The sequence below is a fragment of the Shewanella aquimarina genome, from assembly GCF_023349185.1.
Taxonomy (GTDB): domain Bacteria; phylum Pseudomonadota; class Gammaproteobacteria; order Enterobacterales; family Shewanellaceae; genus Shewanella; species Shewanella aquimarina.
The window spans coordinates 84,994-104,657 of record NZ_JAKIKY010000012.1; the positions used below are offsets into that span (position 1 = coordinate 84,994).

General features: G+C 56.4%; 18 protein-coding genes. 9 read left to right on the top strand and 9 right to left on the bottom strand.

The window, feature by feature from the left end; translation table 11 throughout:
• Positions 1-58 precede the first annotated feature (58 nt).
• The 4 genes from L2731_RS15055 to L2731_RS15070 all read left to right on the top strand — a co-directional run bounded on the left by L2731_RS15055 (position 59) and on the right by L2731_RS15070 (position 3,422).
• Entirely contained in the window at positions 59-1,753 is a 1,695-nt protein-coding gene (locus tag L2731_RS15055) for a M28 family peptidase (protein ID WP_249254023.1), read from the top strand.
• 271 nt (positions 1,754-2,024) lie between these two features.
• Positions 2,025-2,240: a DUF7661 family protein gene (locus L2731_RS15060; protein WP_249254025.1), complete on the top strand. Its 216-nt coding sequence runs from the start codon at positions 2,025-2,027 to the stop codon at positions 2,238-2,240.
• Between the two features lie 32 nt (positions 2,241-2,272).
• Positions 2,273-2,818 carry a DUF2937 family protein gene (locus L2731_RS15065; protein ID WP_249254027.1) on the top strand — a complete coding sequence of 182 codons (546 nt, stop codon included), beginning with the start codon at positions 2,273-2,275 and terminating at the stop codon, positions 2,816-2,818.
• Between the two features lie 130 nt (positions 2,819-2,948).
• Positions 2,949-3,422 (top strand): peroxiredoxin, encoded by a 474-nt coding sequence (locus L2731_RS15070; protein ID WP_249254029.1) that lies wholly within the window; start codon positions 2,949-2,951, stop codon positions 3,420-3,422.
• 75 nt (positions 3,423-3,497) lie between these two features.
• Here the strand turns inward: L2731_RS15070 and L2731_RS15075 are convergent, their stop codons facing one another.
• From L2731_RS15075 to ompR, 4 genes are all read right to left on the bottom strand, one after another.
• On the bottom strand, positions 3,498-4,343 hold the full coding sequence (locus L2731_RS15075) for a hypothetical protein (protein WP_249254031.1): 846 nt from the start codon (positions 4,341-4,343) through the stop codon (positions 3,498-3,500).
• A gap of 104 nt (positions 4,344-4,447) precedes the next feature.
• Positions 4,448-6,409, bottom strand: coding sequence for a methyl-accepting chemotaxis protein (locus L2731_RS15080; RefSeq protein WP_249254033.1), 1,962 nt, complete (start codon positions 6,407-6,409; stop codon positions 4,448-4,450).
• A gap of 132 nt (positions 6,410-6,541) precedes the next feature.
• Positions 6,542-7,852 (bottom strand): two-component system sensor histidine kinase EnvZ, encoded by a 1,311-nt coding sequence (envZ, locus tag L2731_RS15085; RefSeq protein ID WP_239853609.1) that lies wholly within the window; start codon positions 7,850-7,852, stop codon positions 6,542-6,544.
• A gap of 27 nt (positions 7,853-7,879) precedes the next feature.
• Positions 7,880-8,605 carry an osmolarity response regulator transcription factor OmpR gene (gene ompR, locus L2731_RS15090; RefSeq protein WP_011867431.1) on the bottom strand — a complete coding sequence of 242 codons (726 nt, stop codon included), beginning with the start codon at positions 8,603-8,605 and terminating at the stop codon, positions 7,880-7,882.
• Between the two features lie 405 nt (positions 8,606-9,010).
• On the opposite strand from ompR, the gene greB reads away from it, so the two are divergent.
• The 4 genes from greB to L2731_RS15110 all read left to right on the top strand — a co-directional run bounded on the left by greB (position 9,011) and on the right by L2731_RS15110 (position 16,286).
• A complete protein-coding gene (gene greB / locus L2731_RS15095; protein WP_220072568.1) occupies positions 9,011-9,493 on the top strand; it encodes a transcription elongation factor GreB in 483 nt (160 codons plus the stop codon).
• Between the two features lie 233 nt (positions 9,494-9,726).
• Entirely contained in the window at positions 9,727-11,520 is a 1,794-nt protein-coding gene (locus tag L2731_RS15100) for a thiamine pyrophosphate-binding protein (protein WP_249254035.1), read from the top strand.
• A gap of 126 nt (positions 11,521-11,646) precedes the next feature.
• Positions 11,647-14,007 carry a Tex family protein gene (locus tag L2731_RS15105; RefSeq protein WP_249254037.1) on the top strand — a complete coding sequence of 787 codons (2,361 nt, stop codon included), beginning with the start codon at positions 11,647-11,649 and terminating at the stop codon, positions 14,005-14,007.
• A gap of 290 nt (positions 14,008-14,297) precedes the next feature.
• Positions 14,298-16,286, top strand: coding sequence for an LTA synthase family protein (locus L2731_RS15110; protein WP_249254039.1), 1,989 nt, complete (start codon positions 14,298-14,300; stop codon positions 16,284-16,286).
• Here L2731_RS15110 and L2731_RS15115 read toward each other — a convergent pair.
• Complete coding sequence (locus L2731_RS15115) at positions 16,279-16,773, bottom strand: hypothetical protein (RefSeq protein ID WP_249254041.1); 495 nt, start codon at positions 16,771-16,773, stop codon at positions 16,279-16,281. The two genes, L2731_RS15110 and L2731_RS15115, sit on opposite strands and share 8 nt — an antisense overlap.
• Positions 16,774-16,831: 58 nt before the next feature.
• Complete coding sequence (gene bioH / locus L2731_RS15120; protein ID WP_346429481.1) at positions 16,832-17,611, bottom strand: pimeloyl-ACP methyl ester esterase BioH; 780 nt, start codon at positions 17,609-17,611, stop codon at positions 16,832-16,834.
• Positions 17,612-17,644: 33 nt separating this feature from the next.
• On the opposite strand from bioH, the gene L2731_RS15125 reads away from it, so the two are divergent.
• A complete protein-coding gene (locus L2731_RS15125; RefSeq protein WP_249254043.1) occupies positions 17,645-18,406 on the top strand; it encodes a ComF family protein in 762 nt (253 codons plus the stop codon).
• On the opposite strand, the gene L2731_RS15130 is transcribed toward L2731_RS15125, so the two are convergent.
• The 3 genes from L2731_RS15130 to L2731_RS15140 form a co-directional block, all read right to left on the bottom strand.
• A complete protein-coding gene (locus tag L2731_RS15130) occupies positions 18,400-18,882 on the bottom strand; it encodes an MgtC/SapB family protein (RefSeq protein ID WP_239882479.1) in 483 nt (160 codons plus the stop codon). The two genes, L2731_RS15125 and L2731_RS15130, sit on opposite strands and share 7 nt — an antisense overlap.
• 134 nt (positions 18,883-19,016) lie before the next feature.
• Complete coding sequence (locus tag L2731_RS15135) at positions 19,017-19,205, bottom strand: helix-turn-helix transcriptional regulator (RefSeq protein ID WP_249254045.1); 189 nt, start codon at positions 19,203-19,205, stop codon at positions 19,017-19,019.
• Positions 19,202-19,627 carry a hypothetical protein gene (locus tag L2731_RS15140; RefSeq protein WP_249254047.1) on the bottom strand — a complete coding sequence of 142 codons (426 nt, stop codon included), beginning with the start codon at positions 19,625-19,627 and terminating at the stop codon, positions 19,202-19,204. The genes L2731_RS15135 and L2731_RS15140 overlap by 4 nt, the downstream gene beginning before the upstream one ends.
• Positions 19,628-19,664 lie beyond the last annotated feature (37 nt).

The following is a 19,664-nucleotide window of genomic DNA, read 5'->3' on the forward strand; positions in this document are numbered from 1 at the left end:
CTCAGTGCGTAAATTCACAGACGTTTATATGTTGAATGTACTGTGAAAGGACCTATTGATGAATGTTGAAACAACCCTCAAGGCGCTCTTTGTCGGCGGGCTGATGCTGATATCTGCCTGTACCTCTGCCGCCCGACCGGCTGCGGATGCAGCGGTTCAATCCGCTTCGCGCCCGACGGAGGAACGGGTAAAAAGCAGGCTTCGTGCCGATGTCGAATTTCTTGCCAGTGACCTGTTGGAAGGGCGCGAAACCGGCAGGCGCGGCCATGCCATTGCGGCGCATTATGTCGCGAGTCGGTTGGCCCAGTATGGCGTGACCCCCATGGGCGACAATCACACCTGGTATCAAGCGGTTCCTATGCTGAAAAGCACGCTAGATCCGGTTTCGGCGCACATGACATTACACGGCCGAGTGAGTACCGAACCGCTCAAGCTTGAGTATTCTAAGGAATTTATCGTACTGCCGGGGGCTGGAGCCGCATCGGGACGGGTGAGGGCCCAGGTGACCTTTGCCGGTTACGGTATCGTATCGAAGGCACTCAAGCAGAATGATTATGCGGGGCTCGATGTCGCCGGAAAAATCGTGTTGATATTGGCCGGAAGGCCAGCCTCATACTCAAGCGAGGCGGGGGCATTTGTGGCAAAGCCGGATGAAAAAATTCGCCATGCCGCAGAGCGGGGTGCTGTTGGTGTTATCTTCATGGGCCCCCCGACCGGAGAACGGCAGGGCTTTTATCGGCACATGGCCGAGTTTGCGAGCGCTCCCAGGCTGCAATGGCAGCAAAAAAATGGCATCGCCTTCGGTTCATCCCCCGGTCTGCATGTCGTTGCCGCAGTCACCGCTGAGGCGGCCAAAACACTATTCACCGAGGCAGGATTGAGTTTGAACGGCCTATATGCCGACCTTAAGCAAGGCAAGTCTCCCGTGGGCTTCGACTTGAATCTTGATGTGTCGTTGGCGCATAGCACCGGCGTGGAGCGCATCAGCAGCCCGAACGTTGTGGGCGTGATCGAAGGGAGCGATCCTGTGCTGAAACACCAGTATGTCGTATATTCAGCTCATCTGGATCATATCGGCATGAGTGCCAATTCAGCCGAAGACCATATCAACAACGGGGCTGTTGACAATGCCACCGGCGTCGCCATCATGCTGGAAACCGCTCGTCGCTTCAGCCTGGGAGAAAAGCCGAAGCGCTCCGTGTTGTTTGTTGCCGTGACCGGAGAAGAAAAAAACCTTCTCGGTTCGGACTACTTTGCGCACAATCCAAGGGTTCCCTCGAACGCCATAGTGGCGAACATTAATCTCGATATGCCGATTTTGCTATATCCGTTTGCCGATATCATCGCATTCGGTGCGCAGCATTCGTCGATGGGGGACTTTGTAAAAGCGGCCGCCGAGAAAACGGGGCTCAAGATCAGTCCCGATCCGGTTCCCGAACTCGCGCTGTTTGTACAAACCGATCACTTTTCTTTTGTAAAACAAGGTATTCCGTCTGTCTATCTGATGCCGGGTTTTACTGCTGCCGATCCCGCACTCAACGGTGGGCAAATCGCTCAATCTTTCTATCGCACCCATTACCATCGGCCGTCGGACGATACCTCATTGCCTATCGACTATGACGCCGCGGCGATGTTCTCAGAGGTTAATTTTGCCCTCGGCAAGGAAATCGTCGACGCTGCAGCCCGTCCTAAGTGGTACCCGGGGGATTTTTTCGGTGAGGAGTTCCGCTTGGAAGTGGCCGAGCTGCCATAGCTTGGGTTTTGGATATCTCGAAGCGCAGTCTGTCTGCGCTTTCGATGAGCCTCCCGGCCCGCTGTCGGCCGCCTGAGCAGTCGTTGTCAGTTGCAGCGTTCAGTGTTTGCCTGCAGGCGGGGCAACCGGGGACAGCGCCGCTAAATCCAAATGCTTGTGCACCATTGTCAATTCGTTGATTTCTTTGTGAATGACCTTTAATGAGGCGGCTATTGTTATGCCCGGCGGCGAGTGTTAGCTTGCTTATTTAGTGGTGTTTTGGGAGAAAGCAATGATAAGGATTAATGTGTTCGGCAGATCTATGTCGGTTAGGCGTATTAGTGGTGAGTGGCAGCTGTTTAATGAGTCGCAAACCGGGATGCGTGCTCGCGTCTATGATGTGGTGATCCCGCCCGAGCTGACAGAGGATGAGCTACCTGGTTTTCTGGATGATATCTATCATGAGCATGCCAGCGAGCAGTATCCTAGCGTGGTGATAGAGAGCTAATGTCTGTTAATTGAAAGGCAAAGGTCGGATTGATGCTAAGACGCTTGATGGATTATTTGAGACTCTTGTTGTTTGTCTGCGGCGTGCTGTTAGGCGTGCAGGTGCCGAGCTTTGTGGATCAGTATGGCAAGGCGCTTGCGGCGCATACCCAGGAAGCCAAACAGAGTCTGGCCGAGTTTCAGCGTGATGCCGACCGTTTCTTCGGCGGCGATCTCGACAGGCTCATCGCTCACTATAAGCAGAATCCCGATGCCGTATTCAACGCCGGCGGTGAGAGCATCGAGGCGATTTACCAAAGATATCGGCTGCTATCTGAGGCGCTAACGGAATTTAATCGGTCAGCCTATGGCGGATTCGACAGGCTTGTGCTTGCGCCCCTGCCTGAGATCCGAGACCAGGTGTGGCAGCACTTCAGCCACAGCATACTGGTGGATGGCCGCGCTATCGCCTTCGGTCTGGTGTTCGGCCTGCTGTTTGCCATGTTTTGCGAGTTGACGCTACACGGCTGCGGCCATTGTTGTCGCGGCGCCTATCGTCGCCTCAATTCTAAAGCTGAGCCGCAGCCAGAGAACAGATAAGAGAAACCCTAACATTCGTCAGTGTTTGTCTCGCCAAATAACGGCTATGCTTCAGGTATCTGCTTAGGTGAGTGACATGATAAGGCCAATTTGGCTGCCTAAGTTTACTGTTAACCATAAGGATTTTTCCATGATAGTCCAAGGACAAACATTACCCGCCGCTACCTTAGGTCAGCTCACCGAGAACGGCATGGTCAACCATGATGTGAACGAACTGTTTGCCAACAAGAAGGTGGTGCTGTTTGCCGTACCCGGCGCCTTTACCCCAACCTGCTCCGAGGCGCATCTGCCCGGCTATGTGGTGCTGGCGGATCAGTTTAAGGCCAAAGGGGTCGATATTATTGCCTGTGTATCGGTCAACGATGCCTTCGTGATGAAGGCCTGGGGCGAGGCGCAAAATGCCAGCGAGCTGATGATGTTGGCCGATGGTGATGCCAGCTTTACCAAGGCATTGGGGCTGGAGATGGACACCGCAGGCTTTGGCGGTATTCGCTCTCAGCGTTACGCCATGGTGATCGACAATGGCGTGGTGAGCCTGCTGAATGTCGAGGCGCCCAAGAGCTTCGAGGTCAGCAAGGCCGAGGTGGTACTGGCGGCGTTATAGTCCGCTGCAAATAGAAAAGGGAGCCCTAGGCTCCCTTTTTTGTGGCTAGTTGTGAAAAGGCACTAAAACAAGCCCTTAGAAATAGTGCACATATTCCACGGCGACACGATAGAGGGTATCTTCGAAGCCCAGTAGATCCACCTCATAGTCGCGGCTGATATATTGGGTGGTGAAGTGCAGCAGGTTATTCTGATTGGCCAGCGGCATGATCACCTCCAGGGTGAGTCTGTCCATGGTGTAGAACTTGTCGGCGTCATAGCTCCACTGGCCGTCGAAGCGGCTCCACTTGGCGCCGAGCTGCACACCTGTGTGGGCGAAGGTGTATTTGTTGCTCCATTCGAAGAAATAGCCAAATCCGGCACGGTTAAGGTCTTCCTCACCACGCCCCATCTCTTCTCGCGGCCAGTCGTCGTCTTTCTCTTCTTCGCTGTAGCCCAATCCGAGTGTCAGGCCGAGATCATAGTGGTTGACGTCGCTGAAGCGGCGATTGAGCGACAGGCCCGCGACTGCCAGCTGTTCAAACTCTTCTAGTTGCTGGCTGTTGTAATGCCCCTCGTAGCGGCCGTGAAAACTGAGCAGATAGTCTTGTTGTGCGCCCAGGGTGGCGAAGGGACGCTGGTAGTTAAAGCGCAGATCCATGGAGTTACGGAATCTGTCTTCATCGTACTTTTCGGAGTCGCGTTCATAGTAGTAGGTTCCGCGCACCCTAAAGTAGTTGGTATCCAGCTGGTAGACATTGTTATAGCGCAGGTCGTCCCAGATAAACGACAGGCCTCCGCCGCGGGACATAGAGCTGAACTCTGAGTCAGGGTAAGACTCCAGGCCAGCAATGAGTGACATGGCGTAGGGTGAGTTGTCTGAGTCTGCGAATGCGGAAAAGCTCATTAGCCCAGCTAAGCCGAGTGCGAGTGTTGTCTTCATGAGGCGCCTCTGTGGTTCATCATCCGTTATGATGCGGCGCACCTTAGCACAAGATGACTAATTTTTCTGCTAGCCAGATTCCAGTTTGCTCTCGTATCGCTATGTTAGGCGGCGCTCTCGAGAGATGCTTGTGCGTCGATGCCGAGGCTGGCTTCGATGTCGGCAACCCCTTGAGCGACCTCATCGGCGATCACCTCGCTCTGACTGGCGGCGGCCATGGCGTGTTGTTTCAGCGACTCCATCGCCTGGGACAGGCTGTCCAGGTGGCTGGTCTGCTCGCCGCTGAAGCGGACACCCTGCTTGGCGGTCTGGGTCATCTCCTCGGATTGCTGCTGTACCGTCTGGGTGACCTGCCAGAGAGTCTGCGCGCCCTGTGCCTGCTTCTGACTGGTGTTGGCGATGCCCTCGACACTTAGGGTCAGCTGCTGGTTGGCCTCTGTGAGCTGACTCAATATGGTAACCACCTGTTGCAAGGATTCCTGGGTACGTTGGGACAGGCTGCGCACCTCGTCGGCGACCACGGCGAAGCCGCGTCCCTGCTCGCCGGCGCGGGCGGCCTCGATGGCGGCGTTGAGTGCTAGCAGGTTGGTCTGCTCGGCGATGTTGCCTATCACATCCAGTATGGTGGAGACGTCGTTGACCGAGGTGGTCAGGCTGCCCAGGGAGAGGTGGCAATGGTCAACGGCCTGCTGGGTCTCGTCTGCGGCGCTCATGAAGGCCTGCACCTCCTGCTGGCTGGCGAGCATCTGGCTATGGGTCTGCTGGGCATGTTGTTCGACTTGGCTGGAGAGTTCACTCACCTCGCGCGCGATGGCGCGTACCTGCTCGGTTTGATTCTTCGCCGTGTCGACTATGCCGAGCGTGGTCTCCGTGCCTTGGGTCAGTTCCGTGATGCGGTGTACCAGTTGTGACAGCGAGGTGGAGATCTGGCCTATCTTGACCCGTTGGGCGGCATCTTCCGCCTCGAAGCGGTCCAGTAGCTGATTGAAGTGACCGGCGATCTGCCCCGTCTCGCAGCGCCGCGCTATGGTCAGACGCTCACGGTTGTTGGACTCGCTAAGGCGCATAAACGCCTGGTTCAGATGCCTGAGGGGCTTCACGACCCTGCGTTGCTGTAACAATAGGTAGATGAGGGCGAACAGCGCCAGCACAGACACCACACCATAGAGCAATGTCTGCAGCTGTTGCTTGAGGTGCTGGTTTTGCGCCTGCTGTGCCAGGCCTAACTTAAGCAGTTCATCTTCGATGCGGACGATGGCCGCCATCATGGCTTCCTGGGCTGCCTGATTGGCCGTCAGCATCTGGTGGGTGTTGCTCACCTCTTTACCGTAACGCTGGCTCAGGGAGAGCAGCTCGCTGTAGTCACTCTCGCCTATCTCTATCTGTTCGGGCTCATCGTCGCCCAGGGCGAATTCGTCGGCATCTAGGGTCTCATAAAGACCCAGTAGTGGCAGCTTGGCCAGCTGATCGTGCCAATCGGTCAACGCCTGGATCTGACTCGCCAGCAGGGACTTGAGGCGCTGATCCTTGCCGATCAGATAGTCCTGAGTCAGCTGCGAAAGCCGATACACCAAAGGCGGTAGGCTTTGGGTCAGCAGTAGGTATTGCTTGGCCAGCTTTGGGTGCTCCGGCAGGCCCTTGTCGGCATACTCGGCCAGATGCTGGTTGTAGGCGAGCATTTCGCTCTCGGCGTGGGCCAGTAGCTGGCGGGGATTGCCGGCCAGCTTGCCTGCGGCGCGGTATTGGGTATCCAAGTCTTTGATAAAGTTTGAGATAGACCCTTGTAGTCGGTTGGCTTCCTCGTGAGAGAGCTGCTCTAAGCTGGCGGCTATGGTCTCTAGCTGTTGTTTGGCGCTGCTCAACTGCTGACTGTTGCCCGTGCTCAGGTAGCTCTCCAGCTGGCGGCGTACTTCGACCAGAAACTGCTGCTGCAGGTCGGAGAGCATCTGATTCTTCTGCTCTATCTGGGCACGTTCCTGGTTGCTCCACACGACGACGCCTGCCAGCAACGCGGCCAGCAGTAACAGGGTGGCAGAAGCCCAGAGGGAGAGGGTGGAAATTTTCATGATCAAGCGCCAATGACAGTTTGCGCCAGAATATGACGTATATATTGCAAATTGATGACATTCGCACTTAAGGATGAAGTCTCTATCCGGCGTAAAACTATCGGTTGGGATTGTCGTGAAGGGGTTTGCCGTTTATTCCAGCGGCAGCCACACCTGGGCGCTCAGGCCACCCTCTGGGCGATTGGTCAGTATCACCTGTCCCTGATGGCGATCGACGATACGCTTGATGATGGCCAGTCCCAGGCCGGAGCCGACACTGCCGCGGGCGCTGTCGCCCTGGGTAAAGGGCTGAAATAGCTTGGGGATCTGATCGCTGGGAATACCCGGGCCGTTGTCTTCGACGCTAAAGCCGATCCGGCGGCCATTGAAGCTGGAGCTGAGCCTTACCCAGCCGTTACCGTAACGAAAGGCGTTTTCCACCAGGTTGCTGATGACACGCTTGATTGCCACCGCCTGCATGGGGATTTCGGGACACTCGCTCAGCTCGAGCACTATCTCGCCGTCGCGGTTGGCCTCGGCCTGGGCGATGTCCTTTAGCAGCTCGTTGAGCTGAACCTGTTCGCGATTGGCCTCCTGATCCTGGCGGATATAGGCGATAAACTGGTTGATGATGGCATCCATGTCTTCGATGTCATGCACTATGCCCTCTTTGAGGTACTCATCTTCCTCGACCATCATCTCGGAGGCGAGACGGATGCGCGTCAGCGGGGTGCGCAGGTCGTGGGAGATCCCCGCCATCAGCAGGGCCCTGTCCTGTTCGAGTTGCTGCATGCTGCGGGACATCTGGTTGAAGGCGTTGGTCACCTCGATGATCTCGGTGGAGCCACTCGGCGGCAGCGGCGCGGGATAGTCGCCTCGGGAGACCGAGATAGCCGCCTTCTGCAGGCGTTTAAGCGGCTTGTTCTGCTTGCGGGCAAACCACCAACCGCCGGCGACACTCAGGGCGCCGATCACCATGAGATAGAGGGTGAGGGGCGAGAGGCCAAACTCGTTGAAGCCGGTCAGGGGCACCTTGATCCACACAGATGGCGCCTGGGGCGGGCGGATCCAGATCTCGAACTCTGTTCCTTGAGCGATGCGCACCTCGGCCTTGCCGCCCAGATGCTCCGACATCTGCGCAGACAGTAGGCTGTAGTAGGCGGCGCGATCGACGCCTTCCTCGCGGGCCTGCTTGAGGTTGTAGATCTGCATGCTGTCGTCACGCACCTTGGCATTGAGGGCATCGACCATGGAGAGGTGTTCGCGGCCGATATCGATACCGTCGACGAACAGCAGGTTGACCTGACGGGCGATCAGCTGGTTGATCTGCTGGTAGGTGGGCTGAATAAAGTAGACAGCCACCGAAAGATAGGAGACCAGCTGATTGACCAGCAGCAGGGAGCCTATCAGGAGTACGGTCTGACTGAAGGCGCTACGGGGCAGAAAGCGTTTAAACCAGCTCATTGTTGGGGTTGAGGACTATGGCCTGGGCTAACGCCGCGCGGCCCCGTCGGGTACGAACACATAACCCAGTCCCCAGACGGTTTGAATATATCTTGGGTTGGCGGCATCTTTCTCGATCAGGCGACGCAGGCGTGATACCTGCACGTCGATAGAGCGCTCCAGCGCCGAATAGTCGCGGCCACGGGCCAGATTCATCAGCTTGTCCCGTGACAAGGGCTCTCTTGGGTGACTCACGAGCACCTTAAGTACGGCAAATTCGCCGCTGGTGAGGGAGATCGCCTCTTCGCCGTGGTACATCTCGCGGGTCGCCAGGTTGAGGGTAAACTCACCGAAGGTGATCTCCTCTTCCTGCTGGGTCGGCGCGCCGGGTACCTCTGGCGCCTGACGGCGCATGACCGCCTTGATGCGAGCCAGGAGTTCTCTGGGATTGAAAGGCTTGGGCAGGTAATCGTCGGCGCCCAGTTCCAGGCCTATGATGCGGTCCACCTCGTCCCCCTTGGCGGTCAGCATCACGATGGGAATGGTATTGCCATTTTGGCGCAGGCGACGACAGATAGAGAGGCCATCTTCGCCCGGCAACATAAGATCCAGCACCAGCAGGTGAAAGTTTTCTCGCTCCAGTAGCCTGTCCATCTGCTCGGCATTGGCGGCGCTTCTGACCTGGTATCCCTGCTCCATCAAGTAACGCTCTAGCAGGGCTCTTAGGCGCATATCATCATCGACAACGAGAATTTTAGAGGTTTCTTGTCCCATGTTCTCTATCCCTTATTTCAGTGCGATCGACTCAAGGTTTACCGCTCAACTGGCTGAATTTCAATATTAATCTTATGTGCCTGCTTAATATAGCCGCTTTGCTATTTAAAAGCCTAGCGAGATTTCATCCTGAATTGAGGCGATAATTTATCTAGGTAGAAATGAAACACTTGTAACATGCTGATAGTCTTTGAAATTATATGTTTTAAACTGGCTATCGGGAAATTGTAACCAAATTGAAACTGTCTAGTGCCAGCCGGCAGAGTGACTCCCAGGTTGGTGGCCTCGCCAAGGTCGAGCCACTGGACTATTGTTTTTCAAGGGTTGCACTGGGTATTATCAGCGGAAAATCATTCGATGCGCTGGCCTGTGCCAGGCATCTTGTTGAGTCGTGACGAGAGAAAGATGAAAGCCATGTTGATCACCCGTGAAGGGTGGCAAGCGCTCGACCGAGAGCTTAAGTATTTATGGAAAGAGTATCGCCCCGAGATCACCAAGAAGGTGCAGGAGGCGGCGGCCCAGGGTGACCGAAGCGAGAATGCCGACTACACCTATAACAAGCGTCTGTTGCGTCAGATAGACAGCCGGGTGCGCTACCTGGTGAAGCGGGTGGAGGATCTGCAGATCGTCGACTACTCGCCACAGCAGGAGGGCAAGGTGTTCTTCGGCGCCTGGGTGGAGCTGGAAAACGAGGAAGGCGAGATTGTGCGTTATCGCATCGTCGGCAAGGACGAGCTGGATACTAAGCTGGGCTACATCACCATAGACTCGCCCATGGCGAGGGCGCTGATCGGCAAGCAGGTGGACGATGAAGTGGTGGTCAACACCCCCGCCGGTAAGAAGGAGTGGTACGTCAACAAGATCCAATATAAGGCGTTCGAGGACTAAGCCTGCCTTCGTGATTTCAGCCTGGGTGTAAGCCTGGGCTAACGCTTTTTATCCTATCTAATAGACTGATATTAAAGTTGATATTTAGCCGTTAATCACAATGTAACGATATCTTGTCACTCTCTGCGTCCCGCGGTGTCGGCACTGGCTCGATGGCTTGATGATCTCGATCAAGGCGCGGCGACACCTCACTCTCTAGGCTACAGACACTTTTTGACAACCGAGAAGCTAACGTGTCTGTATCGATCGAATCTAATTTTGGCGTCGACTATGCCGCCCATCTCCCGCTGCTTGGCGATAGCATCGCCGAACTGCTCGTCTTCTTCGGCGTGAAACGTGTTTATGGTGTTGGTGGTGACTTTGTCGCCAACTTGATCAATACCCTGGATAAGCAGGTGGCGGTATTGCCCTCAAGCAATGAGATGCACGCAGGTTTTAGTGCCTGCGCCCAGGCCGAGCTAAACCCTCTCGGGGTCTGCATGACCACCTATACCGTGGGCAGCCTGCCTTGCACGTCGGCGGCGGCCTTGGCGCGCACCGAAGGTTTGCCCGTGGTGTTTATCTCGGGGGCGCCTGGCGAGGCGGAGATAAACAGTCAGGCGTTGCATCACAGCGTGCATCCGCACACGGCCTGGCATACGGATCTCGATGCGGCGCTCAATGCCTTTAAGGCGCTGGGTGTGCGCGCCGAACGCCTGCAGGGCCAGCGCCATAGCGGCCAACCCAATGTGGCCGCCGAACAGTTTCTGCAGCTGCTTACCCATGCCTATGTCAATCGTCAGCCCGTGTATATCGAGGTGCCCAGGGATCTCATCTATCAGCCGACCCAGGCGCTGAGTCTGCCGAGTTGCCCGAGTCAGCTTAGGCCTCAGGCACTTAACTTAAGCGGCGCCGAGCTGATCGCCAGCCAGATCCGCACCCAGCTGGAGCAGGCCAAGGCGCCGCTGGTGTTTCTCGGCGAGAAGCTCAGGCTCAATGAGCCGCTGCTTGAGAAGATTTTGGCCTTCTGTGAGCAAAATGGTCTGCCCTATGCCACCACCTGGTTTGGCAAGGGAATGCTGGATGAATCGAGACCGCTCTGTTTAGGCAGCTATAACGGCGTCTTCAGCCGTCTGCCTCATCAGGCCTATATCGAGTCTGAGGCCGATTATGTGCTCGAACTAGGCACTGCCATCTTCCCATCCGATACCAACAACGCCTTTAGCAGCCAGACCCATGCCATAGACAATCATGGCAATAAGACCATGCTCAAGGGGACGGCGCAGTGGGAAGCCGATATTGAGGCGGTGATAGCGCTGCTCGCCACGCAGCCGTTAACCCTTAATGCTAGCGTGAACCTGGCTGTCGAGACTGCGCAACAACTGGCTCCCGAGGCAGAGCTTGGCTATCACCATCTTTCGGCCTGCATCAACGCCGCGCAGCAGCGCGTCGAGCGTCCCTTCATCTTCCTGCCCGAGGTGGGTAATTCGCTGTTTGCCAGCTTCGAGTTGACCACCCTAGGCAGCGATATCGGCCGCAGCTATCTGGCTAATCCTTGGTATGCGGCTATGGGCACCAGCCTGCCCTATGCCAGAGCCGTGGTAGATCAGCTCGCCGAGCGCCAAAGCTCGCAGCCTGTGGTGGTGATCACCGGTGATGGCGGCTTTAACTTCCAGGCGAATGAGCTGATCAACCTGCAGAAGCAGGGAGCCAACCTGATTATCGTCTACATGCGTAACAACATCTTCCACCTGGGTAAGGCGGGTGATGCGCCCATCTACGCCTGCAACCATGAGGGGTTCGATCCTAAGCTATTGATTCAAGCCTATGGTGGCAGCGGTCACCTGTGCCGGCAAAGCGGTGAGTTTGTCGATACCCTGTGTGGCTGCATCGCCAGCGGTGGCCTGCATCTCATCGAGGTGCCAGCATCTGTTGAGGCATCGGCCCAGAGCGACACCACTCAGAAGCTCAATTGTTACATAGGTTATCGCAACGGTAACCCTGAGGCGACGCAGCGCTGGCAGGAGCTGTGCGAAAAACGCGGCTAAACTGAGAGACGTGTCGCCTAATTTACCCGCCCTTATCAGGAGTTGCGACAGATAGGGCGTACAACTTGGCCTTGGGCTGTGTTATCTTTGGCGGCACTTAACTCCTATTTGGGCACGACGTAATCTATGCAAAATATTGCACAAATCATCGCTCAGGAACTTAATGTTCGTGAGCAGCAAGTGACGGCAACTATCACTCTATTGGATGACGGCGCGACGGTTCCCTTCGTGGCGCGTTATCGTAAAGAGGTCACAGGTGGTTTAGACGATACCCAACTGCGCACCCTCTATAGCCGTCTGGGCTATCTGCGCGAACTCAACGATCGCCGTCAGGTGGTCCTCTCCAGCATTCAGGCCCAGGGCAAGCTGACCGCCGAGCTGCAGGCCGCCATAGATCAGGCCGACAGCAAGACGCGCCTGGAAGATCTCTATCTGCCCTATAAGCCTAAGCGTCGTACCAAGGGGCAGATCGCCATCGAGGCCGGTATCGAGCCCCTGGTGGATAGTTTGCTGAGTGATCGTCAGGCAGATATCGAGGCCCTGGCGAGCGAGTACCTCAATGCCGAGGCGGGGTTCGATGAGGTGAAGGCGGTGCTCGATGGTGCGCGTTTCATCCTGATGGAACGATTTGCCGAAGATGCCGAGCTGCTGCAGAAGGTGCGCCAACACCTGACCCTGAGCGCCGTGCTCGAGAGCCGTGTGGTGAAGGGCAAGGAGAAAGAGGGCGCCAAGTTCAGAGACTATTTCGAGCACAGCGAGAAGCTGATGAATGTGCCTTCGCATCGTGCCCTGGCCATGCTTCGTGGTCGCAACGAGGGCGTGTTGAGCCTGAGCATGAATGCCGACCCAGACAGCGAGGCCAAACAAGGCAGTTACTGCGAGGTGATCATTGCCGATAACTTTAACCTCAAGCTGAGTGATTCCGCCGTGGATCAGTGGCTTAAGCTGGTGGTCACCTCTACCTGGCGAATCAAGATCGCGCTGCAGATGGAGACAGAGTTTATCGCCAAGCTGCGCGAGCGTGCCGAGACAGAGGCGATCAACGTCTTCGCCCGCAACCTGGGCGATCTGCTGATGGCGGCGCCTGCCGGTGCCAAGGCGACGCTGGGGCTGGACCCAGGGCTGAGAACCGGCGTCAAGGTGGCCATAGTTAACAACACGGGCAAGCTGATGGCCCACACCACCATCTTCCCCCATGCACCGCAAAACCAGTGGGACAAGTCGATCCGTACCCTGGCGAATTTAGTGAAGATGCATAAGGTGGAGCTGATCGCCATAGGCAACGGCACCGCCTCACGGGAAACCGACAAGCTGGCGGGCGAGCTGATTGCCGAGCTGAAGAGCGAGCTGCCGACACTCACCAAGATCATGGTGAGCGAGGCGGGCGCCTCCGTCTACTCCGCCTCTGAGCTGGCGGCGGAGGAGTTTCCCGAGCTGGACGTCTCCATTCGCGGCGCCGTCTCTATCGCCCGTCGCCTGCAGGATCCGCTGGCGGAGCTGGTGAAGATCGAGCCTAAGTCTATCGGCGTGGGTCAGTATCAGCATGACGTGAGTCAGAGTCAGCTGTCACAATCCCTCGAGGCTGTGGTGGAAGACTGTGTAAACGGCGTGGGTGTGGATCTCAACATGGCCTCCATGCCGCTGCTGACTCAGGTGGCTGGCCTGAACAAGACGCTGGCGCGCAATATCGTCGAGTATCGCGACCAAAATGGTCAGTTTACCTCGCGTAAACAGCTGCTTAAGGTGCCACGTCTCGGCCCTAAGGCGTTCGAGCAGGCCGCCGGTTTCCTGCGTATTCGTGAGGGCGACAACCCACTGGATGCCAGCGCAGTGCATCCAGAGACCTATGCCCTGGTCGAGCGAATCGCGACGGCGCAGCAGCAGGCGGTGGATGCCCTGATAGGCAACACAGATCTGCTCAAGCAGATCGATGCCAAGGCGTTCGTGACCGAGGAGTTTGGTCTGCCTACCATTGAAGATATTCTCAGTGAGCTGGATAAGCCGGGTCGTGATCCCCGCGGCGAGTTTAAGACTGCCGTGTTTAAGGAAGGGGTCGAGGAGATCAAAGATCTTAAGGTGGAGATGATCTTAGAGGGCGTGGTGACCAATGTGACCAACTTCGGCGCCTTCGTCGATATCGGCGTGCATCAGGATGGACTGGTGCATATCTCGTCGCTCACCGACAAGTTTGTCAGCGATCCCCATACCGTGGTGAAGGCGGGCGATGTGGTCAAGGTCAAGGTGATGGAGGTGGATGCCGAGCGCAAGCGTATCAGCCTGTCCATGCGTCTGGACGAGAAGCCGGGTGAGAAGGCGTCTCATCAGGGCGCCAAGGGGTCGGCAAAGGCTGGTCAGGGCAAGGGCCATCAGGGGAAAGGTCCTCAGGGTAAGGGCCAGGCCAAGGGGCAATACAAGCAGCCCAAGGCGCCTGCCAATGCCGCCATGGGTAACGCCTTCGCCGATGCCTTCGCTAAATTAAAAAAGTAGCGTAAAAGTAAAGAGAAAAAGCCAATTCCTCCCGGGGGAATTGGCTTTTTTTGTATCCATTTTTCATCTGCCGTCAGCTGTGGGGCCCAGTCTGTCGACAAAATTTTCACCCTGAGAGTGCTCTACTCCACGATGGCTAGGCTCGTCTCTTTTTTGTTGATCGTGAAGCGCGCTGAAACAAATATAGAACTAAAGTGTTACTTTTGTGTCAAACTACCGCGCGATGTAGGCAAGGTAACAAGTGCTTCGCGAGAAAGCATAAGACTAGATTGAAAATATGTGGAAAATTTATGACTAAAGTTAAGTCAACATGGGGGCCGTTTGGCGCCATTATCTGTTTTGGGTTGATAGCCTTAGCTATCACCACACTGAGCCGTATCGGCTTAGGGATTTGGCAGGCCGATAGGGTCGCCGCCGTCGATGGCTGGCCACACCTGCTGCTGCAGGGGCTGAGGGTCGACTTTGCCACCCTGTGTTGGCTATGGGGTATTGCTGCCCTGGGGACCACTATCTTTGGTGGCGATCATCTGGTAGGCCGTGGTTGGAAGTCGGTACTCAGAGTCTGGCTGACCCTGGGCCTCTGGTTGATGATTTTCCTCGAGCTATCGACTCCCTCGTTTATCGATGAATATGGCCTGAGACCCAACCGTCTCTATATCGAATACCTCATCTATCCCAAAGAGGTGCTCTCCATGCTGTGGACCAGCCGTAAGGGAGAGATCTTCCTCGGGCTGATTGTTAGTACCCTGAGCCTTTGGAGCGGCTGGCGGCTGAGTGGGCGCTTACTGAAAGAGGTGGTCTATCCGCGTTGGGTATGGCGCCCGGCGATTGCCCTGTTGGTGATAGTCGTGACCCTGTTGGGTGCACGCTCCAGTCTGGGACACAGACCACTTAACCCTTCTATGGTGGCCTTTGCCGACGATCCGCTGGTGAACTCTCTGGTGGTGAACTCCTCCTATTCGCTGGTATTTGCTATCGATCAGATGTCGGCGGAAGCCAATGCCTCTAAGGTGTATGGCAAGCTGGAGAAGAGCCAGATCATAGACAACATTCGTAAAGACAGCGGTCGTCCGTTGAGCGCCTTCACCTCCGATTCTCTGCCGAGCGTGACCTACAACCAGGCCAGCTACCAGGGTAAGCCCAAGAACCTGGTGATCATACTGCAGGAGAGCCTGGGGGCGAGATTTACCGGTTACCTCGGTGGTCTGCCACTGACGCCTAATATCGATGCCCTGGCGAAAGAGGGCTGGGCCTTCAATCGTCTCTACGCCACGGGTACCCGTTCGGTGCGCGGTATCGAGGCGGTCACTACCGGCTTCACGCCGACCCCTGCACGTTCTGTGGTTAAGCTGGGTAAGAGTCAGACCGACTTCTTCACTGTCGCGGATCTGCTCAAGATGAACGGCTATGAGACTCAGTTTATCTATGGGGGTGAGAGCCATTTTGATAACATGCGCAGCTTCTTCCTGGGCAACGGCTTTAGCGATATCGTGGATCAGAATGACTATAAAGATCCTGCGTTTGTCGGCTCCTGGGGGGTGTCGGACGAAGATCTGCTCAAGCGGGCCAATAGCGAGTTTGAGCAGTTCCATAAAGAGGGTAAGCCTTTCTTTAGTTTAGTGTTCAGCTCATCTAACCATGAGCCGTTCGAGTTTCCCGATGGCCGCATCGAGCTCTACGATCAACCCAAGCAGACCCGTAACAACACGGCCAAGTATGCCGATTATGCCGTGGGTGAGTTCTTTAAGCTCGCCAAGCAGTCCAGTTACTGGAATGACACTCTGTTTGTGGTGGTGGCCGACCATGAGAGCCGCGTAGGCGGTGCCTCTCTGGTACCCGTGGAGCAGTTTAGGATCCCGGCGATTATCTTGGGCGATGGTATTGAGCCTAAGCTGGATCAGAGAGTGGCCAGCCAGATCGATCTGGCGCCGACTCTGTTGTCCTTGATGGGCGTATCCGGTAGCTATCCTATGCTGGGACGGGATCTGACCAAGATGGATGACAACTGGCCCGGTCGCGCCCTGATGCAGTACGACAAGAACATGGCCTATCTGCGTGGTGACGATGTGGTGATCCTGCAGCCGGAGCGTGAACCGGCCGGCTATGGCTATGACTTTGCCAGTAATACCCTGACCCATAAGTCTCAGAGCGACGAGATGAAGCAGACAGCCCTGTCGTGGGCGCTATGGGGCAGCATGGCTTACCAACAACAGTTGTATCAGACGCCGCAGCAAAACACGGCATTGAGCAAGTCTTCGAGCGAAGGCGTGATCAGATAAAGGTGGATAACTCGGGCTCTCCCTTAGGGAGGGCCTGAGTCTGATAGAAGCTGGCGATGTGGGCCGACACGCTCTGATAGAAGCTGGTGGCCTGATTTTCGAATTGAGGCTTAGGTTTTTGGGGCTCTCTTGGCATCTCAGCCTGTACGCTGCGAATGTCCCGGCGCGCTAGCGCAGGTTTCATCATCAGCGGTCGAATGATGGCCGCTGCCCCTTGTTTGGTCTGTTGCTGCTGTTGCTGCCCTTCCTGCTGATGCTGGCCTTGCCCTTGCTGCTTGGCCTGCACCTTCTCATTGAGCTTCGCCTGAACATTGGCCTGATCCGCCGCGCGCTCGTTCTGAGGATTGAAGGGGCGCTCTTCGTTGCTCTTGGCGAGCTGCGGCGCCGGTATGATCGGTGGGCGTTGCTGACTCTCTACCCGCGCGCTATCGGTCGCGGTGTTGGTCGTCGCGATTGGCACTTGCGGATAGTTGGTCACCACTAACATAGAAATCCCTCTGAATTTTGCTTAAATAATAACCACAAAGTGATATAAATTAAAGTGATTATTTATTAAACGTCTTCAGCCAGGCCTCGACGCCATCGATAAAGGCTTCTCTATGGGAGAAGAAGGGGGCGTGGGAGGCCTTAGGCAGCACAAGATCTTGATAGCGTGATTCGCAAACCGGCATCAGTGGCTGCACCCGGCGTGATACCAGGCCATCTAATCTTCCCCACACCCTAAGCCAAGGCGCCTGAATCTCGCTGAGCTGCGCCCTGAGGTCCACCTCTTTAAGCATCTGAAGTCCGGCGCGCAGCGCACCCGCATCCGGTAGCGGCTTGGCCATCACCAGATCCCTGAGCTGCTTGATATCTTGCTTGGCGGTCTCGCTGCCCATGGCCTGGATGGCGAGGAAGCGCTCTATCATCTTGCCAAGATCTTTTTCCAGCTGATCGCCAAACTGCCCAAGAATCTGCGGCGGAATACCGGGCCAGCCGTCATCTTCTCGTGCCATGAAACAGGGGGAAGAGGCTATGGTCAGCAGGGCCTCGATTCGTTCTGGATAGCGCAGCGCGGCGCGGGTGGCGACTAGCCCGCCCAGAGACCAACCGGCCCAGATGGCCCGCTCTGGTACCTGAGCCATGATGTGATCGACCCAGGCATCTAGCTCGCCCTCTATGGCCGGGCTATCGCCGAAGCCGGGCAGGTCGATGCACAGGAGTTGATGATCGTGGAAAGCGTGATGTAAGGGGGTAAACACAGCGCTATTGACCCCCCAGCCATGCAGCATGACGATGGGGCGGCCTTGGCCTATAGTTTCAATATGCAAGGATTGCTGACTCACTAAGATGCCTCTACAGATCGGAAAGTTAGTTAAATGGATAGAACTCGTCTGAATTTATCACGCTGGCAGCTCCGGCTTAGTCGATTACGGCGGCTGCTGGCGGCTAGTCTACCCAATCGCTGTATGATCTGCCATCAAAGGGTGCTCTTGCCACAGCGGGGAATCTGTCTCACCTGTCTCGATGCTGGGCTCTACTCGTCGCCTAGCTGTTTGGGCTGTGGTCGCACCATGAGTCTGCAGAGCGCTTATTGCGGCACCTGCATGACGACGCGACCTCTCAAGGTGGTGGCGCCTGCCAGCTACCATCAGGGGCTGGGGGAGACGGTGGCGGCGATCAAGTATCAGGGACAACTGGCCGGCTTAAATCCCTTAGTGCAGGCCCTGGTGCGACGGATTCATAAGCTGGTGGCCGTGGAGGCTATCTCTCTGCCTCAGGTGCTACTGCCTGTGCCCCTGCATCCGAGGCGTCTGCGCCAGCGCGGCTTTAATCAGGCCTATCTGATCGCCTGTGAGTTAGGTCAGGCGCTGTCGATCCCTGTACAGCCCGATGCCTTGATGCGACTGTGTGATACACCGCCTCAGGCTGGGCTGACGGGCAAGCAGCGACGGCGTAATCTCGCGGGCGCCTTTAGCCTGAGCGACGGGTTCGAATATCAGCGCGTGGCCCTAGTTGATGATGTGGTGACAACCGGCACCACGGCCATGGAGATCGCCAAGCTGCTCGAGGGGCGCTACATTCAGGTGCAGGTGTGGTGCCTGGCCAGAGCCGAGGCACCTCACCTGATCGATCAATAGCCGTTGCGGCGCCAGTTACGGTACTTGGTATGGACGCCGCGGGTAAATAGCGAGGAGTATTCCTCCAGCAGATCGACGCCATAAAGGATGGCCACAACCAGCAGGGAGAGCTTGATCCCCACAAAGGGATCGACCACGGCGATACAGACACCAATGGCGGCCAGTGCCCAGATGGCGGCGGCCGAGGTTACACCGACGACCACTCCCTCTTTGGCCAGCATGACGCCCGCCCCCAGAAAACCTATGCCCGTCACCACCTGGCCTATGATGCGCGACGGATCCGATACCGAGGTAGCGACCGCCATGGAGGCGGTGATGAAGATATAGGTGCCCAGCACGATCAGCGATGAGGTACGTATGCCGACGGGTTTGCCCCTGAGTTGGCGTTCCAGGCCTATGATGAGGCCGCAGAGAATGGCGCAGCCGAGTTCGCGCCAACGAAAGGGATCGATAGCTACCCAAGCATCAAAGTTCATGGTGTGTTCCTAGTTAACAATGTCTGGTGCAGAGGGCTTACGGGCGGGATGACGTCTTGGGCTTTTCTGCGGGTCAATTTTCGGCGAGTGTCGATCTAAAAGGCCCCTGAGTCAATAGGGGCCGAGAGATATTGCTAGTCCTCGAAGATGGACTCGATGGGGAGCTGAAACAGCCTGGCGATCTTAAAGGCCAACGGCAGGCTGGGATCATACTTGCCCTTCTCTATGGCATTGATGGTTTGGCGCGACACATCCAGCAGGCCTGCCAGATCGGCTTGGGTCCAGTTACGTTCGGCGCGCAGGGGTTTTAGACGGTTCTTCATCTGTAGCTCAGTCTCCCGAAGATGATCCCCAGCATATAGGTGAGCGCTAGGAGCACCACCAGATAGGCGGCCTTGAGATCCGGTAGCAGATCCGCCATGTCCAGAATCGAGTAGAGGGAGAAGCCTATGATGCTGACGCCGACGGCTAAGGCCAGGGCATCGAGCTGTATTTTACGCTCCATCTCGTCGAGTTGGCGCAGGAAGCGTTTGAAGGCCAGCAGCATCCAGATGCCGATGGCACCATGGAGGATGAAGCAGCTTGCCAGCACCCATGTCGATGTCAGATAGCCTTGATGGGCCAGGAAGGATGTTCCTCCCAGGCTGAGCGCCCATAAGAGGGCGAGCAGATTCACCCGGTTGGCATTCTGAATATCCCTTAACGGTAGCCCTCTGGAGCAGATGGCGTCGATGATCTGTTTCATATGCGGTTCCTCTCGCTCGTGTTAAATGTCAAATACC